A 23,561-nucleotide genomic window follows, 5' to 3' on the forward strand; every position below is an offset into this window, starting at 1 on the left:
ATCCACTTCATCCCTCCCGCTGATTTATTGAACCAATTGAGCCACCTTGGCATAAATTTCTATTGTTCGCTCAGAGCATTGAGCCCAAGACATTTGACCAGATCGCGCCAACCCTAAGGTTCGCGCCTGCCTTTGCCAGTGTTCATCAGTCAGGCAGCCCTGAAGGCCAAATAATATTTCTTCCAGATTCAAGGGATTCACCAGTCTAGCGGCACCTCCGGCAATCTCTGGCATGCAGGAAACGTTGGATGTGAGCACTGGGGTGCCACTCGCCATTGCCTCCACAATAGGTAATCCAAAACCTTCATAAAGTGATGGATAGACCATCAATCGCGCCCCAGCATACAATGCCGGAAGCCAACTTTGGTCAACATAGGATATGTATTGCAACCAACCCTGGGCCCGTGCTTTTGCAAGGCACAAGTGAATCGCATTAGAGTTCCAGCCACTGCCCCCCGCAATCACCAAAGGCCAATTGTGCCGCACCTCTTTGGGTAGCATTCCATACGCCTCAACAAGGCGTTGGATATTTTTCCGTGGCTCTATGGTCCCGACAAATAGGCTATACCTCCCAGACCTAAGCCCCAACGCATTCATTACAGATTCTAGCATCTCTGATGTATAAGGTCGAAAATCACTACCCGCCGCCAAATGTATAGCGGTCACTTGTTCTGGTGACATCAGTCCATGCGCCAGCACTTCCTGGCGAACAGTCTCGGATACCGTAATTACATGATCTGTCCTCGCCAAGCTTTCACCCAAAGCCATATTCATATATTCAACACGAGCCTGGGGATGAAAATTCGGATAAAGGATATGAGATAGATCGTGTATCGTGCTTACAGTCCTACCACTGAAATTCGGAACAATATAATTAGGCGAATGATATACACACCCTTCATTTCCACGCAGCCGCCATCCAAAAAGGGCAGGAGTGATCCTTTTGTATAAACGAACAGCCAATCTACTTCCCGCAACCCTATCCCGCAGCGCCGCTTTGGTCTTAATCAAGGATAATTTCAAAGGGGCGGGGGTTTCCAAAGCGGCCATGGGATCATCAACCCACCGCCCGGAAGAAAAATACCGTAATCTATCAATACCCTCATGACAACTCAGCCGCTTCGCCAGCTCATAGGTATATCGCCCTATACCAGTCAGTGGCGGGCGAAGCGCATCAGCAGCAAAAATTACATCAAGTCTCATAAGAGCATTATCTGACGCCAGAATATATTAAAAATCTATTACCCCATCAGAGCAATCAGTGTCAATGCAATATTTCTTTCAATAGTTCCTCACAAGTGCGAGCTCGATGACTCCAAGAATGAGCCTTAATAAAATCTTCTTTTCGCCCATCAGTCAGTTGCTCTGGATTATCTGTCCATTGCCTATACATATCTCTTAGCACAGCCTCAATTTGTCTGCTGCAATTTTTCACAACAATCCCTGAACCTGTCTCTTCCAAAAGTTCGACACCAGGGTCAAAATCTTCAGCAGTCTTTATGTGTAGTATGGCCTTCTCAGCACCCAGATATTCATATATTTTTCCTGGAATCTGGTAGCTTTGGACATTCCCAATATTCACTAGTACATCTGCCTGTCTTTGCAACTCAAGACACTCAAAATGACTTTTTTTCCCGGCAAATTCAACACCGGAAATTCTTTGAAACATGGGCTCAAATTCAGAATTATCCCCAGCAATTACAAAAGATATTGCCAGATCCTGTAATCCAACAAGTGCCTTTGCCAACTCTATCGGATTCCTGAAATCTCTGTAGAAATTTCCTGTAAACACCAGAAGAAAGCGTTGTTCATCCTCTTTAGTTTTCCGACCTACTCGCCTATACGAAAAACCTTGAGGCAATACCGATATTTTTCTCTCGACACTGGCACCATGACGACTTATCAACAAGTCCAACACACTGCCAGCCGTGACCCAGATGGAAGAGGCTGAGTGAATAACCTTTCGCTCCACTTTCAGATCAATTCCTCGCCTCCATTTTGGCGAGTATGGGGTTAGCAATGGATCACCCATGTCAATAACCCAAGGAATCCCCAATTTACGGGCATAATTTCCAACAAAAATATCAACACCCGGCTCATGTGAGCTTATTACGGCATCGAATTTCTCATCCCTCAACAACTTCTTTATCTTTCGAAGTGCGAAAGGATACCATTCAGACCTCACATCCGGATAAAAAATAGCATTCAAAATCGATCGGACTATTCGATAAACCTGAAATAGCCGAGATGGCTTTGACGCATTTCGGCCATTCCCAGCTTTACTATTTCTCCAGACATTTCCTGCCAATCTCTGGCTAAATCCGATAAAAGGCCCCGGCCAGACTCGATGGATAGTAATACGCGCATCCATATCCATGGGAAACGCGTTTTCTGTCGAAATATCTGGACATACGACATGGATGTCTACACCAATATCGACTAGCTCATTAGACAAATAAAACCAACGCAATGCCTGGGCAGCCAATATTGGAGGAAACTCATATGCAATAAGCAATACTTTCACTAAGCTTGCTCTCTCAGAACGGCAACTATTCTTTGAGCGGCCTTTCCATCTCCGTATGGAGAAACACCTCGTGCCATTTTCTTGTATTCCGTTTCATCATCTAGCAAGCACTGCACTCTTTGAACAATATGCTCACTATCAGATCCCACCAATTCCACAACTCCTTCAGCAACGGCTTCAGGGCGCTCTGTTTCCTCACGCAACACAAGCACAGGCTTTCCAAGTGCAGGAGCCTCTTCCTGAACTCCTCCGGAATCAGTCAAGATTAGGATCGATCTCTTCATTGCTGCAATAAAAGGCGCGTAATCCAATGGCTCGCAAAGAAGGAAGTTGGGTTCTTGACTCAAAAACTCGTAAGCAATATCTTTTACGTTTGGATTTGGATGAACAGGAAAAAGGAATTGAACCTCAGGATTTCTTCGAGCCAATATCTTCAAGGCACGACAAATACTCCTAAATGGTTCACCAAAATTTTCTCTGCGATGCGAAGTAACAAGCACAACACGTTTCTCAGGATCTACAGGTAAACCCATCTCCAATTTCTTTTCAGCGGTCTCCAACAGTGCATCGATGACCGTATTGCCTGTCACGATAATATCGTTATCCGCGATCCCGTCCCTAAGAAGATTCTTTCTTGATTCTTCTGTTGGAGCGAAATGCCAGCGGGCAAGTTTTCCAGCAATTATACGATTTGCTTCTTCTGGGAAAGGGTTCCGTATATCCCATGTACGTAGACCGGCCTCAACATGCCCAATTGAAATTCCATGATAAAAACAAGCCAAGGCAACAGTCATTACCGTAGTCGTATCCCCTTGAACCAATACGACGTCAGGCTTCTCTTCTTTTAGCACCACATCCAACTCCAAGAGCAAACGCCCCGTGAGTTCTGTCAGCGCTTGATTTGGCCGCATAATATTCAAATCGATATCAGGCTTCACCCCGAAAAAGTCCAATACCTGATCTAGCATCTGGCGGTGCTGTGCCGTAGCTAATACGCGGACCCGTGCCCACGGCTCTTTTTTAAGAGCAATGATAACTGGGGCCATCTTAATAGCTTCCGGACGAGTTCCTACGACACAAAGAATATTCTTTTTCGACGCATCAATATTAGACAATTTCACTCGGTGTAATCAATAAAAAAATCGCTTCGATGCTTCCACTTCTCTCTGAAATAGTCAGCATTTCTTTTAAAGAGATTTGCATAATAATCAGAGCCAGCACTGGCGTTTGTAGTTTGATGGGGTTGATGGCGAATGCCGGTCAGGTCGCGATAACAAATATCCAGACCCAGTTGCTTTATTTGGAGTGAAATGTCTGTATCTTCAAAGCAAGTTGGGTCGTAAGCGGTATCAAACCCTTGGGTAGATCTAATCACTGCCGTTCGCGTAAAAAATCCTCCAGTACCCAAATATGCAATATCTGATCGATAGCCTTCACGAATAGCCTTCTCATTCATGGCACGATTTGGGCAGTAGTCTGTGATCATTCCACCAAAATCCGTTCGATTAGCATCGAACCAACCTGCAGCCCATCCAACAGCACCGATATTGGCGTCACGATTCAGAATAGAGAGCGCCTCTTCAAAGCAGCTTGACGACGTAAACCACTGATCAGAATCAAAGAAGGAAATATATTTTCCGGTCGCAGCCGCGACTCCCAAATTACGTCCGGATGCACAACCATTTACGGGGTTCGGAATGACTCGTATCGAGGGGAATTTTTCTCGAACAAATTCAGCTCCATTGTCAGTACTGCAGTTGTCTACAACAATCAATTCTTTGATATATGCAGAGCAATGGTATAGCAAAGAAGTTAGTGTCCGCTCGATAATTTTTCGATTGTTATGTATAAGAACGACAACGCTAACTGAATGTCGAAAATTTGAAAATTCCGGCTTTGCAGTGATGGCATCGAGCCGAGAAAACCATGAATTCTCCCAAACAAACCGATCCCCATGTTCTTTGAACACACGATCATCCAGATGCATGACCTTAGCGCAAGCCAGGGCAAAATCTTCTGGATTTTTCTCAATCATCAATCCAGGGTATCCATTTATTTCCGGTAAATCAGTGGAAATGACAGGCTTACCGGCAAACAAATATTCAAAGACTTTAATGGGAGATACAGCATCAGAGATCTTCCCCGGAGTAAATGGAAGCAAGCAGAAATCCGAGTACGCCAAATACGCAGGCAAATCCTCAATGCGCTTAGAGCCCAAAAGGCAAATGTTTTCTGGAAGATTCTCTCTTTGTGGACGATCACCGATCAGCACAAAGTTGATACTGGGATTTTTGCGCGCAGCTTCTTCAAGGAAATCCCAAGCAAACCACTCACCATAAAGCGATCCAAAATATAGTCCTACACCTCCATTTCTCGGAAGATCATCAGGGCATGCATAATTTTTATACCGATCGAAAAGATACTCATTCGCAGCGTTGGGCAGATACAAGGCATCGTCACGACCTAAATTATTGAGGCGATAAACCAAGAGCTTTGCAGTACCAACCACAATTTGAGATTTATTTACAAACTCGCAGTAAACATCCCTATTAAACCAATCACCGCCAAGACTTGTCTCCCAATCATCTATTAATTCAAATACAGTGCGCATACCGCAGATGTTGAATATATCAAGATATCCCAAAGCAGCATAATGAGGCAACTCCACCAAAAGAGTTGCATTACTGGAAATATTTTTAAGCAGTGCATCTGGAGAAATTTCTTCTATATGCACATGATTCAATCCATAAAGAGAAATATCGGATTCAACATAGGCATTGAATTCGAAATCAAACTTCTTATGGATATATATATAGGTGACTCGGCGCCCAGTTTTCAAAGCACAGCGAGCCAGTTGTGCTGAACGCTGCCCACCACCGATATCATCAAAAGGTACCCCAGCAATGATAACCAAATCATCCTCTAAAAGGGCTTGATCTGCTATATAACACCCCTTATGGTTCTGCTTTGGATATCTTGAAAGAACTGACGTGGATGCCGTTGCCAACGATATCTGCTGCTGTAGATCAATAGGGTGTGCTGTTGGATTGATCTTATGCAAGATATTGCGCCTGATATCCGGAGGTAACTTGAGAAAAAATGGCGTCCCTAGTTTGCTAATATGTGAATAAGTCGCTCGTAATGGCCGGGTGATACGCCAAGAAGCAGATGTCCTGAAATTTCGGAGTTCCTTTTGCAGTTTCTCAATTTCGGCATCACATGAAACAAGACACTTTTGCAATTCATCATTGGCTTGGCGCATCGCTTGATGCGTCTCCTCTGCAGCTAAGGCTGTGGAATTTATCTCTATTTCATGATTCGCAACTATTTTTTGATATTTCTCAGATTGATCTAAGTGTTCAACGATGGATTTTTCAAGTATTTCGATAGTAGCTTGTGCACTTTTACTGGTATGGGTCGCATTCATTAACCGCCTCTCAAGTTCAGCTTGTGCTTCTTGACTGATGTGGATGACATCAGCCAATCGCCTTTCAGCTTCGGCCTGTGCGCGTTGGCTACTTTCTTCAAGATTTTTTAAACGCTGCTTCAGTTCAGCAATTTCTTGGTAGTGGCGGTATATTTCATCGCTTGGATTATTTACATTATTCTTATCTATAAAAACATCATGTAGCGTCAGCTTCTGCTCGGCAATCCATTGGTCTTGCCCGTAAATTAATAGTATTTGCTCCCCTGCCCAAAATTGATGAGGTCCAGAAACCTTACTCCATACCAGCGAGAAATCGTTGGGCAGTTTATTTGGGATATTTTTCGCGAGAAAAGTGAACTCATGCTCATCAATTCTATGGACCTCCTGGTAAGGAAGTAACAGCACCACAGCTTTTCTGGCTCGCTCAGTTAGACGCCGCAATACGTCATAGGGACTGGAGAAATGCTCCAGCGTATTCGATGAAAAAACGATATCGTAAGTCTCAAAAGAGTCTTGGCTTGAGCCGAGCCAGTTCTGGCACTTGAAATTGATGGCAGGATATCTCTTGCACGCCTGTTCTATCGCTGTAGCAGAAAAATCCACTCCACAGATATTTTCGACTGGCATATGGCTCGCCCATACGTCGGCACCATCTCCTTGTGCGCACCCCCAATCTACCAATGTCAGAGCATCTCGCTGCAGGGTTAGAAAAATCCATTCCGGCAATTGTTTTACAGCAAGCCAAGAAAATTCTCTTGATTGGGCAGGGCCACTCATTTTCTCCCAATCAGTGGAAAAACGCATATCCCAATAATGTTGAGAATTGATTTTCTCATCTGTAGTCATGGTGCTAGCTGGATGGACGATTGTGTGACAGATGGCTGAAATACCCCAAATAGGCGCCGATCTGATTCGGAGGCAAAGTACTGTACTCCCTCTATATATTCATAGTAGTGAATATCTCTGTTTTCCCTATTTTCCACAGCCACAACCAAGAGATATTTTCCCGCTGTAAGGTGATTGGTAAAATCAAAAGATACCCTAAAGTGCTCTCCTGTTGAGAAATCAAGCTTGGTGAAATCATGCGTGGTAGACACGATCAAATCTGTTCCTTTTAGATCTTTGATCGAAAATGCCAAGCTGATATTCTCTTTAGGCAAATGAGAAGGTAGTGCTATTTCTATAACAACCTTTAGTGACTCGCCCCAAGTATAAACATTCTTTCTTACGTGACTGTCATCTAGAAGCTCTGCGTATTTCACAATACCGACCTCAGAACCCCAATGGTTGATGGGCTTTAGACAATCATCTTTATTGAAACAAGGAAAGGCTATTTTATTTGATAATTTAGGTATGCCTGCAGCAATACCTTCATCCTGCATTTTTTCTTGCTCTTCAGTCACATCATCGCGAAACATATAGGCCATATACTGGCCAGTAACTGGAAAAACATCTCCATCATCAATCAGCTTACCCTGATTGATCCAAATAGCTCGCTGGCACAAGGTTCGGACAGAGCCAACATCGTGGCTCACGAACAAGATGGAAGCGCCTTGCGCTTGTATATCCTTGATGCGACGAATGCATTTAGCAATGAAGCGGGCATCTCCAACAGCCAATGCCTCGTCGACAATCAAGATCTCAGGATCCACATGAATAGCAACTGCAAAGGCCAAGCGTGCGTACATGCCGCTGGAATAGGTTTTGACTGGTTGCTCAAGGAAATCCCCTAACTCCGAAAATTCCAGAACATCTTGCATTCGCGACTCCATGGCCTCACGAGGAATCCCTAGAATTGCCGCATTCAAATACGCATTCTCGCGCCCAGTAAACTCCGGATTGAATCCAGCACCCAGTTCCAACAGCGCAGCAATGCGGCCATTCACTTTAATGCGACCACTGGTTGGTTTTAATGTGCCGCAAATAATTTGCAACAAGGTGGATTTTCCACTGCCATTCTGGCCAATAATACCAACCGTTTCACCTTTGCCAATTTTAAAAGAAACATTTTTCAGCGCCCAAAACTCACGATAATGTTTTTTGGCAGGACATTGATTAATAGCCTCCATTCCCAATGCGGCATATTGCTTCAATCGATCAATCGGCTTTTTATAAATCTCGTAGCACTTGCTGACATTTTCAATTTCGATGATGGATTTAAAGGACATCAGAGAATCCCCCCTTGGTTTTTTGAAACCAAGCAAATCCCATCCAGAACACAAATGCGGACACGAAAGTTTGCTGAATCCATGCCACCCATTTAATGGATTTACCCCACAGCATCACGTCACGAGCAGTTTCTATTGAGAATGTCAGCGGATTTATTTCTAGCAATTTCCGGTACTCAACAGGAATTGAAGCAGTCGAATAAAAAACAGGGGACAGGAACATTAATACTGTAACCATGACGACAACAAACTGCGGCATGTCTCGTATGTAGACCCCTAGTGATGCAAGCGTCCACGAGACCCCCAAAGTGAGCAACATCAATGGCAAAAGAGTAATTGGCAACAACACAATACTTGCGTGCGGAACTCCAAAGAACAACATATAAAATATCAGCCACACCAAAGTACTCACCAAAAATTGAAAAAAAGCTGAGGCCAAAGCGATATATGGAAATATTTCAATTGGGAAAATTATCTTCTTGACGTAATTAATATTACCTACAATAAGCACCGGTGCACGACTGATCACTTCCGAGAATAAGCCAAATATTATTAACCCAGCAAACAACACCAATGCAAACTCTGCTTTTGATCCACTACCACCTGGCCATTGGGATTGAAATACCATGCCAAATACAAACGTGTAGACAGCCAGCATTAATAGTGGATTTAGAAAAGACCAAAGCAAGCCTGCAATCGACCCTTTGTAACGACTGACCACTTCCCTCTTAGCCAGATCTACGATAAGCAATCGATAATTCAATAATATTTTTAGGGGAGCGAGCATATCGATACTGTCTTTACGCATACATGATTGACTCTTGCAAGGCTAATATTCGCTTTGAATACGAACAATATCGTCCTCATCCAAATAGGCGCCCGATTGCACTTCGATGATCTCAAGCGGTAATTTCCCTGGATTTGCTAAAAGGTGAACCTTGCCAAGAGGGATGAAGGTGGACTCGTTTTCTCCCAGCAAGAAAGTCCTGTCTCCATTGGTCACTTCGGCAGTGCCCTTCACTACGATCCAATGCTCAGCCCGGTGATAGTGCATCTGCAGACTGAGCCTGGCTCCTGGGTTGACAACAATGCGCTTGACTTGAAAACGCTCACCGCGGTCTATGTTGCCGTACCAACCCCAAGGACGATGCACCTTGCGACGCGAGGCGCCGAGTTCACGCCTTTGGGCCTTCAATTCTGTGGCTATCTTTTTCACATCCTGACTCCTGCGCTTGTCAGCCACTAGGATGGCATCTGGAGTTTCTACAACGATAAGGTTGTCCACTCCAACGGTAGTCACGAGGCAGTTCTCCGAGAAGAGAAGGCTGTCATTAGTATCAATGGCCAGCGTGTGGCCTACATGGGCATTGCCAAATGCATCACGCGGCAACACGTCCCAAAGAGAGTCCCAGGCCCCCAGGTCGGACCAGCCCGCATCCATCGGAACCACCGAAGCAAGAATTCCCAGAGCTTTGTTGCCTGGTAGATGTTCCATTACTGCGTAGTCGATCGATTTGGAAGGGCAACTGGCGAAGAGCTCGCCATGGGGACGGATGAAGTCCATATCTTGGCTGCTCTGGATTAACGAGGCTTGGCAAGCATGCAGCATCTGCGGCTGCAGCTCTGCGACAGCCTTGAGCCATTGGTCTGCCCGCACCATGAAAAGGCCGCTGTTCCAAAGATAGTCGCCGCTTCGCAGATAATTTTCGGCCAATTCACGGCTGGGCTTTTCAGTAAAGCTGCGTATCGCGAACGCGCCGCAATCGACGGCTTCTGCTTTCTGTATATAGCCATACCCAGTCTCTGGACGGCTGGGTGTAATGCCAAACGTGACCATGGCGCCATCCTTGGCAAGTTGCCAAGCCACAGCCACGGCCTTGTGAAAGTCCGATAGCCTGGTAATGACGTGATCTACAGGCATGGCCAGCATGACGGTTTCAGGCTCTGCGACCAGTGCCGCCAGGGTCAAGGCCGGGGCAGTGTTTCGACCAACGGGCTCCAACACCAGCTTGGAGCCTTCTATTCCGGCCTCCTGCAGCTGTTGCGCCGCCAAAAAGCGGTGCTCGTTATTGCATATCACGACGGGAGCAGCCTTCGGGATATGTTCGGCCATGCCATCCAAGCGCCTGGCAGTTTTCTGCAACATGGAGATTCCGTCCCCGTGGAGCGCCAGATATTGCTTTGGGTGGCTCTCACGGGACAGTGGCCACAGGCGGGTTCCAGATCCGCCACAAAAGATGACGGGAAGCAAGGGTGTGCTCATGACGGGGTCTTGTTGGAAAGAGACTGGTGCAAATCCTCAGCATCAGCCTCCACCATCGCCAACCGCTGATTCAACCGCCGCACATCGCGCTCAATGCGGGTGTTGACCATGTCGGCATGCAGGGCCTTGATGAGCAGGACGATGCTGACCAGCAGCAGCAGCATGGCTGGTGGATAGCTGATGCCCAGCACCGCTGCCAGGCGGTTGATCATCCCGGGCCAGACGCCCAGCACGACGGCAGCCACGGCAACGATCACCCAGAGCAGCCCGTGCATGAGGTAGAGATGGTCGCGCCGGATCAGGTACAGAATCAGCGCAGCCAAACCCATACCCATAAAAGTTGTTGTTACCTGAAGGGATGCCATATTGATAATCAAGAGCCACCGAATGAGTCTGTTCGGTTGAAGCAGGGCACGCCTGAAAGCAGCGCAGTGGCGGTCTGAGACAAGCCAAACCATTCGCGAAATACGTGAAACCTCCTATTGCAGCTCTCTGCATCATGTTCGGAACAAACGGGCCCTGCTTGCCCCGCCTTGCCCCATGACAGGGAATCGCGGCATTCCTTCGCCAAAAAACCAGACATCCAGGATCACAGCCTTGAATGCAGACGGGGTTCTGGCAGCACTACACTGAAGCACTCACCTGATACATGTCCGCGCTGTTGCTTTCGTGCACTCACCCATGCCATCTGCCACCACCCACCTCCTGGTCATAGACCCCCAGAACGACTTCTGCGATCTGCCTGAGGGCTGGTGTCCTGGCGGACTACGCCCCAGCCTTCCCGTGGCGGGCGCCCATGCCGACATGCAGCGGCTTGCCGATTGGATACGGCGCGAGGGAGCGCGGATCGACGAGATCACGGTGACGCTGGACTCGCACCAGCGCTATGACATTGCCCACCCCGCCTTCTGGCAACAGGGTGACGGCGGCGATGTGGCGCCGTTCACCGCGATCACGGCTGCGCAGGTGCGGGCGGGGGTGTTCCGGCCGTGCAACGCCGAGGCGCTGCAGCGCAGCCTGGACTATCTGGATGCACTCGAAGCCAACAGCCGCTACACGCTGATGGTCTGGCCCGTGCACTGCGAAGTGGGCAGTTGGGGCCACGGTATCCATGCCGATGTGCTGGCGGCCTGCGGCGACTGGCAGCAGCAGCGCCAGCGCGCCGTGTACAACGTTTTCAAGGGGCTCAATCCCTGGACCGAGCATTACAGCGCCCTGCAGGCCGAGGTGCCGGACCCTGCCGATCCGGCGACCCTGCTGAACACCGGTTTGCTGGAGCGGCTGGACCGCGCCGGGCTGCTGGTGGTCGCGGGCGAGGCGAGCAGTCACTGCGTGCGCTCCACGGTCGAGCATCTGGTCGAGCACCTTCCCCATCCTGAGCGCATCGTGCTGATGCACGACGCCATGAGCCCGGTGCCGGGCTTCGAGTCCGCGCACCATGATTTCCTTGCAGCCATGCAGGCCCGCGGATTGCGGCTGGCCTCCAGCCAAGAACTCCACCTGTAGGGGCCCGACCGCCTTCCCGCGCGCAGCCCCCTTTCCTGTTTCCCCAGCATCGCACCATGGCTCCCATCATCACCAGCCTGCTCGACACCGATCTCTACAAATTCACGATGTGGCAGGCCATGCTGCACCGCAATCCCCAGACCGAGGCCGAGTACGAATTCGTCTGCCGCACGAAGACGGCCTTCCCGCTGGCCGAGCTGCTGCCCGAGGTGGAGCGCGAGCTGGACGCCCTGTGCGCGCTGCGCTTCACGCCCGAAGACCTGGCCTACCTGGGCGGGCTGCGCTTCATGAAGAGCGACTTCATCGACTTTCTGCGCATCTTCCAGTTCCAGCGCGCCTTCATCCGTGCCTGGGCCGATGGCGACACCCTGCACATCGAGGCCAAGGGCCCCCAGGTCCATGTGATGGGCTTCGAGATCTATGTGCTGGCCATCGTCAACGAGCTGTATTTCCGGCGCTTCGACGCCGATGCGGCACTGGCCGAAGGCCGCAGGCGCCTGGCCGGCAAGATCGAGCGCCTGCGCCACCTGGCCTGCGAGGCCAGGCTGCGCAACCCGTTCGAGCTGTTCGACTTCGGCGTGCGCCGGCGCTTCTCGGGCGCCTGGCAGCGCGAGGTGGTCCAGGCCTTTGCCACGCAGACGGCGCAGTGGTTCAAGGGCACGTCCAACGTGCTGCTGGCGCGCGACTTCGGCATCGTGCCCATCGGCACCATGGCCCATGAGTACCTGCAGAGCTACCAGGCCCAGGGCGTGCGCCTGCGCGACTTCCAGATCGCCGCGCTGGAGGACTGGGTGCAGGAGTACCGGGGCGACCTGGGCGTGGCCCTGACCGACACCGTGGGCATGGATGCCTTCCTGGCCGATTTCGACATGTACTTCGCCAAGCTCTTCGACGGGCTGCGGCACGATTCGGGCGACCCGTATGCCTGGGGCGAGAAGGCCATCGCCCACTACCAGAAGCTGCGCATAGACCCCCAGGCCAAGCGCCTGGTGTTCTCCGACGGACTGGACCTGGACACGGCCCTGGCCCTGTACCAGCGCTTTGCCGACCGCATACAGCTGGGCTTCGGCATCGGCACGCGGCTGACCAACGACATGGGGCTGGAGACCATCAACATCGTGATGAAGCTCACCCATGCCAACGGCCAGCCCGTGGCCAAGATCTCGGACTCGCCGGGCAAGACGCTGTGCAACGACGAAACCTATCTGGCCTATCTGCGCCAGGTCTTCGGCCTGGCCCAGCCTGTCGCCGTCTGACACCGCCTGACACCGCCAAGGCTCCATTCATGCTGCGCATCACCATCGCCCAACTCAACCCCACCGTCGGCGACATCGCCGGCAACGTGGCCCGCATGGCCGAGGCCGCTGCCCGCGCCGCGCACGCGCAGGCCGACCTGCTGGTCTTTCCCGAGCTGTCGCTGTGCGGCTACTACCCTGGCGACCTGCTGGACGAGCCCGCCTTTCGCGAGCGCCTGGAGCAAGGCTTGCATCAGCTGCTGCAGGCCACGCGCCAGTGGCCGCAATTGCACTGGGTCATCGGCGCGCCCACGCGCGCCAGCGGGCCGGGCAAGCCGCTGCACAACAGCCTGCTGGTGCTCAAGGACGGCGCGGTGCGCCTGCGCTACGACAAGCAGCTGCTGCCGACCTACAACATCTTCGACGAACGCCGCCACTTCGAGCCCGGTCCCGACGCGGCCAAGGTGCTGCGCATAGGCCAGGCCCAGGTGGGCTTTCTGGTGTGCGAGGACGGCTGGAACGACGCCGGTGCCGACTACGCCACCAACCCCTTCGCGCGCATGGCCGACGCCGCGCCCGACCTGGTGGTCAGCATCAACGCCAGCCCCAGCCACCTGGGCAAGCGCGAGCAGCGCCACGAGATCTTCGGCCAGGCGGCCACGCGCCACGGCCTGCCCATCCTCTACGTGAACCAGATCGGCGGCCAGGACCAGATCGTGTTCGACGGCGCCTCGTTCGCGGTGGAGCCCGGGCGCGGCGTGGTCTTCGAGGCCGAGCGCTTTGTCGAAGACCTGCGCACGCTGCAGTTCGACGACGGGCGCTTCCTCGACGCAGCCGGCCAGCCCTGCATGAGCGTGACGGCCGAAGGCCTGCCCACCATGGAGTTCTACCGCCGCCAGATCGTGCTGGGCCTGCGCGACTATGCGCGCCGTTGCGGCTTCACGCGCGCCGTCGTCGGCAGCTCGGGCGGCATCGACAGCGCGCTGACCCTGGCCCTGGCGGCCGAGGCCCTGGGCGCGGACAACGTGGTGGCAGTCACCATGCCCTCGCGCTTTTCGTCGAGCGGCTCGGTCGATGACTCGGTGATCCTGTGCCGCAACCTGGGCATCACGCTGCATGAGCACCCGATCCGCGAGCTGGTCGACGGCTATGCGCGCCAGTTCGAGGCCAGCTTCGGCCAGCCGCTGCAGGGCCTGCCGCTGGAGAACCTGCAGGCACGCATCCGCGGCACCACGCTGATGGAGTACTCCAACGCCTTCGGCCACCTGCTGCTGACCACGGGCAACAAGTCCGAGATCTCGGTGGGCTACTGCACGCTGTATGGCGACACCAACGGCGGCCTGGGCCTGCTGGGCGATCTGTACAAGACCGAGGTCTTCGAGCTGTCGCGCCACATCAACCGCAGTGCAGGCCGAGAGCTGATTCCCCAGGCCATCATCGACAAGCCGCCGTCGGCCGAGCTGGCGCCCGACCAGAAGGACGAGGACAGCCTGCCGCCCTATGCTGTGCTGGACGAAATCCTCAAATACGCCATCGAGGGCCGGCACCTGTCCACCGCCGAATACGGTACGGCCGAGCGCTTTGTGACCCAGCTGCTGGGCCAACCCGGCGGGGCCGAGCTGGTTGACCGCGTCAAGCGCATGATCTTCCGCAGCGAGTACAAGCGCCGCCAGGCCCCGCCCATACTGCGCGTGCGCCCGCGCGCCTTCGGCACGGGCCGCCAGATGCCCATTGCCGCCCACTACGAATGAAGCCAGAGTGAAGCCACCGAGCCTGTTTATGCAAGAGACTGCCGCCATGGACGCCCCCACCGAAACCCCGGCCACCAGCGAGCGCGTGCACACCGCCGTGCTGATCGGGCGCTTCCAGCCGCTGCACAACGGCCACATGGCACTGCTGCGTGCGGCGCTGGAGCGTGCCGAGCAGATCGTCGTCGTGCTGGGTAGCGCCTGCCAGGCGCCCAATCCCAAGAACCCCTTCAGCTGGCAGGAGCGCGCGCAGATGCTGCGCGAGGCGCTGCCGCCGGCCGACGCGGCCCGCCTGCACTGCGTGCCCGTGCGCGACTACTACAACGAGCCGCTGTGGGTACAGGCCGTGCAGCAGGCCGTGCAGTCCTGCGTGCCCGAAGGCGCCAGCGTGGCCCTGGTCGGCCATTTCAAGGACGCGACCAGCGGCTACCTTGCGCGCTTTCCGCGCTGGCAGCTGATCAGCCTGCCGCGCCTGGGCCAGTTCGACGCCACGCCGCTGCGCGACATCTACTTCGGCGAATCCGGCGTGGACTTCGAGGCCCTGGCCGCCCAGGTGCCGCCCGCCACCCTGCAGTTCCTGCGCCAATGGGCCACCACGCCCGTCCATGCGCAGATGTGCGAGGAATGGCGCATGCTGGCCCGGTACCGCAAGGCCTGGGCTGCGGCGCCCTACCCGCCCGTCTTCGTGACCGTGGATGCGCTGCTGCGCTGCCGTGTGCCGCACGAAGACGCGCAACAGGACCACATCCTGCTGATACGCCGCGGCCATGCCCCGGGCCTGGGCCTGTGGGCGCTGCCGGGCGGCTTCCTGGAGCCGCGCGACACGCTGTGGCAGTCCTGCCTGCGCGAGCTGCGCGAGGAGACCTGCTCCACGCTCAGCGAGGCCGACCTGCAGGCCGCCCTGCAGTCCGTGCAGGTCTTCGACCACCCCGACCGCAGCCTGCGCGGGCGCACCATCACCCATGTGCACTATCTGGACCTGGGCGTGCTGCCCTCGCTGCCGCCCGTGCAGGGCGGCGACGATGCGGCACTGGCGCGCTGGGTGGCCGTCTGCGACCTGCCCGCCATGGAAAGCGCGTTCTTCGAGGACCATTTCCAGATCCTGCGCCAGTTCCTGCCCCTTCCGGTGCAACAGCCCCTGGCGGACACGGGCGTGAAAATCGGCTAAAACCGGAGATTGCGGCGCCATCTTGCGCCGCAATACCGTGTTTCCCGTGTTCCCCCGCGTTTGAATGACTACCACCCTACAGATCCGACCCGCCACCCCCGATGACGCCGAGCTCATCGTCCGCTTCGTGCGCGAACTCGCCGTCTATGAAAAAGCCGAGCATGAAGTCCTGGCCACGCCAGAGCATGTGAAGCGCACCCTGTTCAGCGACAACCCCGCCGTCTTCGGCCTGATCTGCCTGCATGGCGACCAGCCCGTGGGCTTTGCGGTCTACTTCTTCAATTACTCGACCTGGCAGGGCCGCCACGGCCTGTACCTCGAAGACCTCTACGTCACGCCCGAGGCGCGCGGCCTGGGCGCGGGCACGGCGCTGCTGCGCCGCCTGGCGCAGATCGCCGTCGAGAAGGACTGCGGCCGCTTCGAGTGGAGCGTGCTCGACTGGAACCTGCCCTCCATCGAGTTCTACGACCGCCTGGGCGCCCTGCCCCAGACCGAGTGGATCCGCTACCGCGTGACCGGCGACACCCTGCTGGAGATGGCGCGCGAGCCGGGCTGAGGCCGGCCCCCTTCGTCTGCCTACTCGGGCTCCACGCCCTGGCGCACGGCCTGCTCGACCACCTCGCGCGTCAGCGTGGGCACGAAGGTCTCGATGAAGGCATAGGCATAGCCGCGCAGCCAGGCGCCCTTGCGCAGGCCCAGCCGCGTGGTGTTGACCTCGAACAGGTGGCCGGCGTCCAGGGTGCGCAGCCCCTGGTCGCGCTCGGCATCCAGTGCCACCGAGGCGACGATGCCCACGCCCATGTCCAGCTCCACATAGGTCTTGATCACGTCGGCATCCATGGCCGTGAGCACCACGTCGGGCTCCAGGCCCTCGCGCGCAAAGGCCTCGTCGATGTGGGCGCGGCCCGTATAGCCCTGTTCGTAGGTGATGATGGGAAAGCGCGACAGCGCCTCCAGCGTCAGCGCCTGCTGCGACTGCAGCAGCGGGTGGCCGGGCGGCACGACCACGCCGTGCGTCCAGCGGTAGCAGGGCAGCGCCACCAGGCCTTCATAGCCGGCCAGCGCCTCGGTGGCCACGCCGATGTCGGCCTCGCCGCTGCGCAGCATCTGCGCCACCTGCTCGGGCGAGCCCTGGTGCAGGTGCAGGCGCACCTGCGGATAGCGCTGGCGGAAGTCGCGCACCACATGGGGCAGTGCATAGCGAGCCTGGGAGTGGGTGGCGGCAATCGACAGCCGGCCCTGCTCGCTGGCGCTGAAGTCGGCGCCCACGCGGCGCAGGTTGTCGGCCTCCAGCATCAGGCGCTCGACGATGGGCAGCAGCGCCTCGCCGGGCGGCGTCAGCCCGGTCAGCCGCTTGCCTGCGCGGATGAAGATCTCCACGCCCAGCTCTTCCTCCAGTTCGCGGATCTGCCGGCTCACGCCAGGCTGGGAGGTGTGCAGCGTGTGGGCCACCTCGGTCAGGCTGTAGCCGCGGCGCACGGTTTCGCGCACATAGCGCAGTTGCTGGAAGTTCATGGGCAAGGCTCCGCCCGGGGCCGGTGCGGCCCGGGCCTGTGGAAGGCAAAAGCAGAAAGGAAAGAGAGAGGGGGACGGCGAGAGGCTTTCAGGCCGGGCAGGCCACGGCCGGCTCATCCGGGGCATCGGCCGCTGCCTCGCGGGGCAGCTCCAGCAGCTCGATCAGATTGCCTGCAGGGTCGCGCGCATAGCAGCGCCGGCCCTCGCTCACGGGCGCCACCTCCAGCGCCAGGCCGCCGTGCACCAGCAACTGCTGGCGCAGCGCATCCACGTCGCTGACCGTCAGCGCCAGGTGCACCAGGTTGCCCGCCGCGCGCTCGGTGCCGCCGGACTGCCCCTTGTAGGGCACCAGATCAATGCGCTGCCCGCCGGCCAGAAAGCTCAGGCCCGGACGCCCGGCAACGGTCAGGGCAGACAGGCCCAGCACTTCGCCATAAAAGCGCTCCATGGCCGCCTGGGCGCGCGCCGGGAAGGACAGCTGGACATGGTGGACGCCACAGACGATGGCCACGCCCGGCTTCATGGCAGTGCGGCCGGCAAGAGGGGAAGGCCAGGCGGGGCGTGTGGTGTGGGTCATCGAAGCGTCTCGGAAAAGAATCAGCAGCCCGAATGCTGCTGCAGGCCATTGTCGAGACAAGTCGAAAAAACCAAAAATAATAAAAATTCAGTCTGTTATTTCCAAATCATCTCAAGAAATCGAACGCCGGTGGTCGGCACGGCGCGCCAGCCACTCGCCGCCGAACTGCAGCACCGACACCAGGGCCACCAGGATGACGATGACCTCAAACATCACGCGCGTCTCATAGCGCTCGTAGCCGTAGCGGATGGCCAGGTCGCCCAGGCCGCCCGCCCCCACGGCGCCCGCCATGGCCGAGGCATTGACCATGGCGATCACGCTCACGGTCATGCCGCCGATCAGGCCCGGCAGCGCCTCGGGCAGCAGCACCTGGCGCACGATCTGCGGGCGGCGCAGGCCCATGGCGCGCGCCGCCTCCACCAGGCCGCCGTCCACCTCGCCCAGGCTCACCTGGGCGATGCGCGCAAAGAACGGAATCAGGTTGGCCGACAGCGGCACCACCGCCGCCCAGGTGCCCAGCGTGGTGCCCACGATGGCGCGCGTCACCGGCAGCAGGGCCACCAGCAGGATGATGAAGGGAATGGCCCGGCCGATGTTCACCGCCGCCGACAGCCCCCGGTACAGGCGCGGCCTGGCGTAGAGCCCGCCCGGCGCCGTGGTGTGCAGCACGATGGCCAGCGCCAACCCGGCAACGATGGCGATCAGCGAGGACGCGCCCGCCATCAGCAAGGTTTCCAGAAAGGCCTGCAGGTATTTATCGAGCGGGGGCAGGGACATGGCCAAGCAGTTGCAGTGAATCGGCGCCCAGCGCCTGTTGAAGGGAAGACAGCGCGGCCGGCGAGAGCGGGGAGAGCGACGACGGCAGATCCTGCACCGGCACGCCCACCAGCAGGCGGCCCTGCGAACGCCCGCGCATGCAGTCCAGCCCACCCTGCAGCAAACGGGCACGCGGGCCCAGCACCTGAAGCTGCGCCAGCGGCAGGCCCTGCTGGCTGCCGCCGTCGGCCCATCCGATGGCCAGCACGGCGATGGCCTCCAGGCCATCGGCCGCCGCCACCAGTTCCAGGTCCGCCGCCAAGGCCTGCCGCAGCGGCCGCAGCAGCGCACGCGCAGCCTCCGAGCGCGGTGCCGCAAACAGCTTCCAGACCTCGCCGATCTCCTGCAGCCGGCCCTGGTCCAGCACCAGCACGCGGTCGCAGACCTCGCGGATCACGGCCATGTCGTGCGTGATGAGCACGATGGTCAGCTGCAGCTTGCGGTTGATCTCGCGCAGCAGCTCCAGGATGGACTGCGTGGTCTCGGGGTCCAGGGCCGAGGTGGCCTCGTCGCACAGCAGGATTTCGGGCTCGTGCACCAGCGCGCGCGCAATGCCCACGCGCTGCTTTTGCCCGCCCGAGAGCTGGGCCGGATAGGCGCCGCTCTTGTCCGCCAGCCCCACCAGGGCCAGCAGCTCGTCCACCCGCGCGCGCACGAGCGCGGGCCGCCAGCCCGCGGCCTGCAGCGGCAGGGCCACGTTCTCGTACACCGTGCGCGAGGACAGGAGGTTGAAGTGCTGGAAGATCATGCCGATGCGCCGGCGCAGCGCCACCAGCGCGTCCTCGCCCAGCGTGGCGACATCGGTGCCGTCCACCAGCACGCGGCCGCTGCTGGGCCGCTCCAGCGCATTGATGGTGCGCAGCAACGTGGATTTGCCGGCGCCGCTGCGGCCGATGATGCCGAACACCTCGGCACGCGCCACTTCGAAGCTCAGCGCCTGCAGTGCGTGCACGGGCTCGCCCGCGCTCCTTCCCGTGCCCGTGCCCGGGTAGTGCTTGCGCACGCCCTCGAAGACGATGTGCGGCCGCTGCAGCGCATCAATTGCATGGGGCTCGCCGGCCGCCGCCTGTTCCACCTTCATTGCCTTACACGCCTCAGAAGGCCGGCAGCACCGAGCCCTGGTACCTGCTCACGATGAACTGGCGCACGGGCTCGGACTGGTAGGCGCGCAGCAGGGCCGCGACCCAGGGTGCAGCGCGGTCGCGCTCGTGCACGGCAATGATGTTCACGTAGGGATTGCGCTCGCGCCTTTCGACGGCAATGCCATCGCGCGTGGCGATCAGCCCCGCCTGGTAGGCAAAGCTGTTGACGATGGCCGAGGCATCGAGATCGTCCAGCGAGCGCGCCAGCACCACCGAGGCCGCCTCCACCAGCTGCACCTTCTTCTGGTAGCTGGCGATGTCGGCCAGGCCCGCCGTGCCCTTGAAGGGGTCGAACCCCTCGCGCAGCTTCAGGATGCCCTGGTCCTGCAGCACCACCAGCGCGCGCGTCTGGTTGCTGGGATCGTTGGGAATGCCCAGGCGCGCGCCAGCGGGCAGGTCGGCCAGGCGTTTGTGTTTTTTCGAATAGAAGGCGATGGGCGAGATGTAGGTATCGCCGGCCGCCACCAGCCTGTAGCCGCGCTGCTGGTTCTGGTCGCGCAGGAACGGCACATGCTGGAAGGAGTTGGCCTCAATGTCGCCGTTGTTCAGCGCCTCGTTGGGGCTGGCCGCGCCGCTGATGACCACGGGCTTGACCTGCAGCCCCTGCTCGCGCGCCACGCGCGTCACCACCTCCCAGATTTCCTCGTCCACGCCGCCGCGCACGCCCACGCGCAGCGGGCCGGCCTGCGCGGCCCGGATGGCGCCTGACATCGCCGCCACCGAGGCCCCCGCCGCCAGTCCCCGCAGAAATACTCGCTTGTCCATCGCACAGTCCTTTCAAGAATCAACAGGCACCGATCAACAGGCACCGATCAATAGGAATCGATCAATAGGTACCGGGGTGCAACTCACGGCCGGCCGCGCGGGCCTGGGCCTGCAGGCGGGCGAAATGCTCGGGATAGAAGCGCTGGGCCACATCCAGGTGGGAGCGCACGCGGCCCTTGAGCGCGTTCTCGCCCACATGGCTGAACAGCGGGTTGTCCGGGTCGCTCTGCGGCCCCGTGGCCAGCACGGCCAGCTCGGGCGGCAGGGTCAGCAGCGGGACCTGGCCCAGGTCCAGGCGCGGCGCCAGGAAGTAGGCGATGGAGTAGCGCTGCACGCCCGCGCGCGGCACCAGCACGCGATGCACGTTGGCGCGCAGATAGCCGTTGGTGGCCAGCTCCAGCATCTCGCCGATGTTGATGACGAAGGCCCCGTCGCGCGGCGGCACATCGACCCAGCCGGCCGGCGTCTCCACCTGCAGCCCGCCCACCTCGTCCTGCAGCAGCAGGGTCAGCAGGCCGCCGTCCTTGTGCGCGCCCACGCCCTGGCCTGCTGCGCCCAGCTCGCTGCCCGGGTAGTGGATGATCTTGATGCGGTGCGCAGGCAGGCCGCTGACCAGGGCGTCCAGCGCGCCCTCGGGCAACTGCAGCGCGGCCACGAAGTGGCGCAGCAGCTCCAGCGCCACGCCATGCGCTGCCGCCTGCCAGGCCAGCACCTCCTCGCGGAACCCGGGCAAGGCCTGCGGCCACTGGTTGGGGCCTTGCAGCCCCTTCCAGTCCGGCACGCCGGGGCCTGCAGGAATCTCGGGCGACTCCTCGCCCAGGTCGATCTGCTCGCGCTGGTCGGGCCGCTGGCGCGTGATCTCCATGCCCACGGCCGTATAGCCCCGGAAGTGCCGCGTGTTGGCAATGGCCAGCGCCTGCTTGTCCGCCAGCGGCTGCGCAAAGAATTCACGCGCGCGCCGCTGTATGCCCTGCCATGCCTCCCGGCCTATGCCGTGCCCTTCCAGGTAGAAGAAGCCGGTGTCGCGCGCCGTGCGCGCCAGCTGGCGCAGCGCCTGGGCCTGCGTGGCCGGGTCGCGCAGGGCCTGCAGATCGATGACGGGCAGGGCCGCGGTTGCCGCTGTGGCGGCGGGCGCGTCGAGGGTGGATGCTGTCAAGGTGCTCATGCTGTGCTGCCAGGGAAGTGGGAAGGAAGGGGCGCTCAGGCCGCCAGGCGCTGATCGCGGTCTTGCTCGCGGTTTTGTTTGCGGTCTTGTTCGCGTTCGGCAGCCGACACCGCCTGGCCCTGCGCCTGCTCCAGCGCCTGCGCCAGGTCGGCCAGCAGGTCCTGCGGGTGCTCTATGCCGATGGACAGGCGCACCAGCCCGGGCGCAATGCCCACGCGCGCCAGTTCGTCGTCGCTGAGCAGGCTGTGCGTGGTCTCGGCAGGAATGGCGGCCAGCGACTTGCTGTCGCCGATGTTGACCAGGCGCAGGAACAGGCGCAGCGCGTCATAGAAGGCGCGCGCCGCCGGGCGGCCACCGCGCAGCTCGAAGCCCAGCAGCGCCGGCACATGCCCGCCGCGCAGCTGGCGCAGGGCCAGCGCGTGGTCGGCGTGGCTGCTCTGGCTGGCGTGGTGTATGCGCTCCACCAGCGGATGGCGCTGCAGGAAATCGATCACGGCCAGCGTGTTGCGGCTGGCGCGCTCCTGGCGCAGGCCCAGTGTCTCCAGGCCCTGCAGCAGCAGGAAGGCGCTGTGCGGCGCCAGCGCCGCGCCGCAGTTGCGCAGCAGCACGGCACGGGCCCGCGCGATGAAGGCCCGGTCGGGAAATTTCTCGGTGAAGACAAAGCCCTGGTAGGCCGGCTCAGGCGCGCTGAACTGCGGGTAGCGCCCCGCGTGCGCCACCCAGTCGAAGCGGCCGCTGTCCACGATCAGCCCGCCCAGCACATTGCCGTGTCCGCCGATGGCCTTGGTGGCCGAATGCACGACGATGTCGGCGCCCCAGTCGAAGGGCCGCAGCAGCAGCGGCGAAGCCACGGTGTTGTCCACCACCAGGGCCACGCCCGCCGCATGGCTGATATCGGCCAGCTGGCGCAGGTCGGCAATGCCGCCCGATGGATTGCCCACGGACTCCACGAACACGGCCTTGGTGCGCGGCCCTATCGCCCGGCGCAACGCCTGGAAATCATCCTTGGCCACGGCCGTGCTCTGCACACCGCGCGAGGCCAGCACATGGGCGATGAAGTTGTGCGTGCCGCCATACAGCTGCGAGGCCACGACCACATGGTCGCCCGCACTGGCCAGCGTGGCCAGCGCCACATCGATGGCGGCCATGCCCGAGGCCAGGGCCAGCGCGGCCACGCCGCCTTCGAGAGCCGCAATGCGCTGCTCCAGCACCGCCAGCGTGGGGTTGGCCGTGCGCGAGTACACATCGCCCTCCTCCACCAGGCCGAACAGGTTGGCGCCGTGCTGGGCGCTGTCGAACACGAAGGAGGTGCTCTGGTAGATGGGCACGGCCGCGCTGCGCTGCTGCTCTCGCCCCCGGTAGCCGGCGTGCAGGGCCTGGGTGTCCTGCTGCCACAGCGCATCGCTGGCTGCGTCGTGCGGGGCGGACTCGGTGCCGGTCGCTGAGGTCATGCATGGACTCCGTATGAGTGGTCGATGCAGCCCATTATTCGAAGCCCGCGCCCTGCGCACTACGAAGAAAAACGCGTTCGCTTATTCGGTT

20 protein-coding genes are annotated in these 23,561 nt (G+C 58.3%); 5 read left to right on the plus strand and 15 right to left on the minus strand.

Features of this window, described 5'->3' with window-relative positions; genetic code table 11:
• Positions 1-24 precede the first annotated feature (24 nt).
• The 8 genes from BO996_RS29510 to BO996_RS26565 form a co-directional block, all read right to left on the minus strand.
• Positions 25-1,203, minus strand: a complete 1,179-nt coding sequence (locus tag BO996_RS29510; RefSeq protein WP_071956780.1) for a glycosyltransferase family 4 protein — start codon at positions 1,201-1,203, stop codon at positions 25-27.
• A gap of 61 nt (positions 1,204-1,264) precedes the next feature.
• Complete coding sequence (locus tag BO996_RS26525; protein WP_198041258.1) at positions 1,265-2,524, minus strand: glycosyltransferase; 1,260 nt, start codon at positions 2,522-2,524, stop codon at positions 1,265-1,267.
• On the minus strand, positions 2,524-3,639 hold the full coding sequence (wecB, locus tag BO996_RS26530; protein WP_071957222.1) for a non-hydrolyzing UDP-N-acetylglucosamine 2-epimerase: 1,116 nt from the start codon (positions 3,637-3,639) through the stop codon (positions 2,524-2,526). Before wecB ends, BO996_RS26525 begins: the two co-directional genes overlap by 1 nt.
• A gap of 2 nt (positions 3,640-3,641) precedes the next feature.
• Positions 3,642-6,797, minus strand: coding sequence for a glycosyltransferase (locus tag BO996_RS29345; RefSeq protein WP_156898008.1), 3,156 nt, complete (start codon positions 6,795-6,797; stop codon positions 3,642-3,644).
• Complete coding sequence (locus tag BO996_RS26550) at positions 6,794-8,119, minus strand: ABC transporter ATP-binding protein (protein WP_071956782.1); 1,326 nt, start codon at positions 8,117-8,119, stop codon at positions 6,794-6,796. The genes BO996_RS29345 and BO996_RS26550 overlap by 4 nt, the downstream gene beginning before the upstream one ends.
• Positions 8,109-8,927: an ABC transporter permease gene (locus tag BO996_RS26555; RefSeq protein ID WP_071956783.1), complete on the minus strand. Its 819-nt coding sequence runs from the start codon at positions 8,925-8,927 to the stop codon at positions 8,109-8,111. The genes BO996_RS26550 and BO996_RS26555 overlap by 11 nt, the downstream gene beginning before the upstream one ends.
• A gap of 21 nt (positions 8,928-8,948) precedes the next feature.
• On the minus strand, positions 8,949-10,382 hold the full coding sequence (locus tag BO996_RS26560; protein WP_071956784.1) for a mannose-1-phosphate guanylyltransferase/mannose-6-phosphate isomerase: 1,434 nt from the start codon (positions 10,380-10,382) through the stop codon (positions 8,949-8,951).
• Positions 10,379-10,747: a DUF2304 domain-containing protein gene (locus tag BO996_RS26565; protein WP_071957223.1), complete on the minus strand. Its 369-nt coding sequence runs from the start codon at positions 10,745-10,747 to the stop codon at positions 10,379-10,381. The genes BO996_RS26560 and BO996_RS26565 overlap by 4 nt, the downstream gene beginning before the upstream one ends.
• Positions 10,748-11,063: 316 nt before the next feature.
• Here BO996_RS26565 and BO996_RS26570 point away from each other — a divergent pair, with 316 nt between their 5' ends.
• From BO996_RS26570 to BO996_RS26590, 5 genes are all read left to right on the plus strand, one after another.
• The gene (locus tag BO996_RS26570) at positions 11,064-11,888 is read left to right on the plus strand and encodes a cysteine hydrolase (RefSeq protein WP_071956785.1); all 825 of its coding nucleotides are present in this window, start codon (positions 11,064-11,066) and stop codon (positions 11,886-11,888) included.
• Between the two features lie 56 nt (positions 11,889-11,944).
• On the plus strand, positions 11,945-13,144 hold the full coding sequence (pncB, locus tag BO996_RS26575) for a nicotinate phosphoribosyltransferase (protein WP_071956786.1): 1,200 nt from the start codon (positions 11,945-11,947) through the stop codon (positions 13,142-13,144).
• A gap of 29 nt (positions 13,145-13,173) precedes the next feature.
• Positions 13,174-14,874 (plus strand): NAD+ synthase, encoded by a 1,701-nt coding sequence (locus tag BO996_RS26580; protein ID WP_071956787.1) that lies wholly within the window; start codon positions 13,174-13,176, stop codon positions 14,872-14,874.
• Positions 14,875-14,920: 46 nt separating this feature from the next.
• Positions 14,921-16,039 (plus strand): bifunctional nicotinamide-nucleotide adenylyltransferase/Nudix hydroxylase, encoded by a 1,119-nt coding sequence (locus tag BO996_RS26585; protein ID WP_071957224.1) that lies wholly within the window; start codon positions 14,921-14,923, stop codon positions 16,037-16,039.
• A gap of 64 nt (positions 16,040-16,103) precedes the next feature.
• Positions 16,104-16,595 carry a GNAT family N-acetyltransferase gene (locus BO996_RS26590; protein ID WP_047326490.1) on the plus strand — a complete coding sequence of 164 codons (492 nt, stop codon included), beginning with the start codon at positions 16,104-16,106 and terminating at the stop codon, positions 16,593-16,595.
• Between the two features lie 20 nt (positions 16,596-16,615).
• Here BO996_RS26590 and BO996_RS26595 read toward each other — a convergent pair whose 3' ends face one another.
• The 7 genes from BO996_RS26595 to BO996_RS26625 form a co-directional block, all read right to left on the minus strand.
• Positions 16,616-17,554 carry a CysB family HTH-type transcriptional regulator gene (locus BO996_RS26595; protein WP_013800726.1) on the minus strand — a complete coding sequence of 313 codons (939 nt, stop codon included), beginning with the start codon at positions 17,552-17,554 and terminating at the stop codon, positions 16,616-16,618.
• An 88-nt stretch (positions 17,555-17,642) separates the two neighbouring features.
• The gene (locus BO996_RS26600; protein WP_198041259.1) at positions 17,643-18,131 is read right to left on the minus strand and encodes a VOC family protein; all 489 of its coding nucleotides are present in this window, start codon (positions 18,129-18,131) and stop codon (positions 17,643-17,645) included.
• A 111-nt stretch (positions 18,132-18,242) separates the two neighbouring features.
• Positions 18,243-18,908: a methionine ABC transporter permease gene (locus BO996_RS26605; RefSeq protein WP_013800725.1), complete on the minus strand. Its 666-nt coding sequence runs from the start codon at positions 18,906-18,908 to the stop codon at positions 18,243-18,245.
• A complete protein-coding gene (locus BO996_RS26610; protein ID WP_071956789.1) occupies positions 18,886-20,028 on the minus strand; it encodes a methionine ABC transporter ATP-binding protein in 1,143 nt (380 codons plus the stop codon). The genes BO996_RS26605 and BO996_RS26610 overlap by 23 nt, the downstream gene beginning before the upstream one ends.
• Before the next feature lie 13 nt (positions 20,029-20,041).
• Positions 20,042-20,854 (minus strand): MetQ/NlpA family ABC transporter substrate-binding protein, encoded by an 813-nt coding sequence (locus tag BO996_RS26615; protein ID WP_012207412.1) that lies wholly within the window; start codon positions 20,852-20,854, stop codon positions 20,042-20,044.
• Between the two features lie 61 nt (positions 20,855-20,915).
• Positions 20,916-22,019 (minus strand): isopenicillin N synthase family dioxygenase, encoded by a 1,104-nt coding sequence (locus tag BO996_RS26620; protein WP_071956790.1) that lies wholly within the window; start codon positions 22,017-22,019, stop codon positions 20,916-20,918.
• Positions 22,020-22,054: 35 nt separating this feature from the next.
• On the minus strand, positions 22,055-23,470 hold the full coding sequence (locus BO996_RS26625) for an O-acetylhomoserine aminocarboxypropyltransferase/cysteine synthase family protein (RefSeq protein ID WP_071956791.1): 1,416 nt from the start codon (positions 23,468-23,470) through the stop codon (positions 22,055-22,057).
• Positions 23,471-23,561: the final 91 nt, after the last annotated feature.

The organism is Delftia sp. HK171 (assembly GCF_001886655.1).
Lineage (GTDB): Bacteria > Pseudomonadota > Gammaproteobacteria > Burkholderiales > Burkholderiaceae_C > Comamonas > Comamonas acidovorans.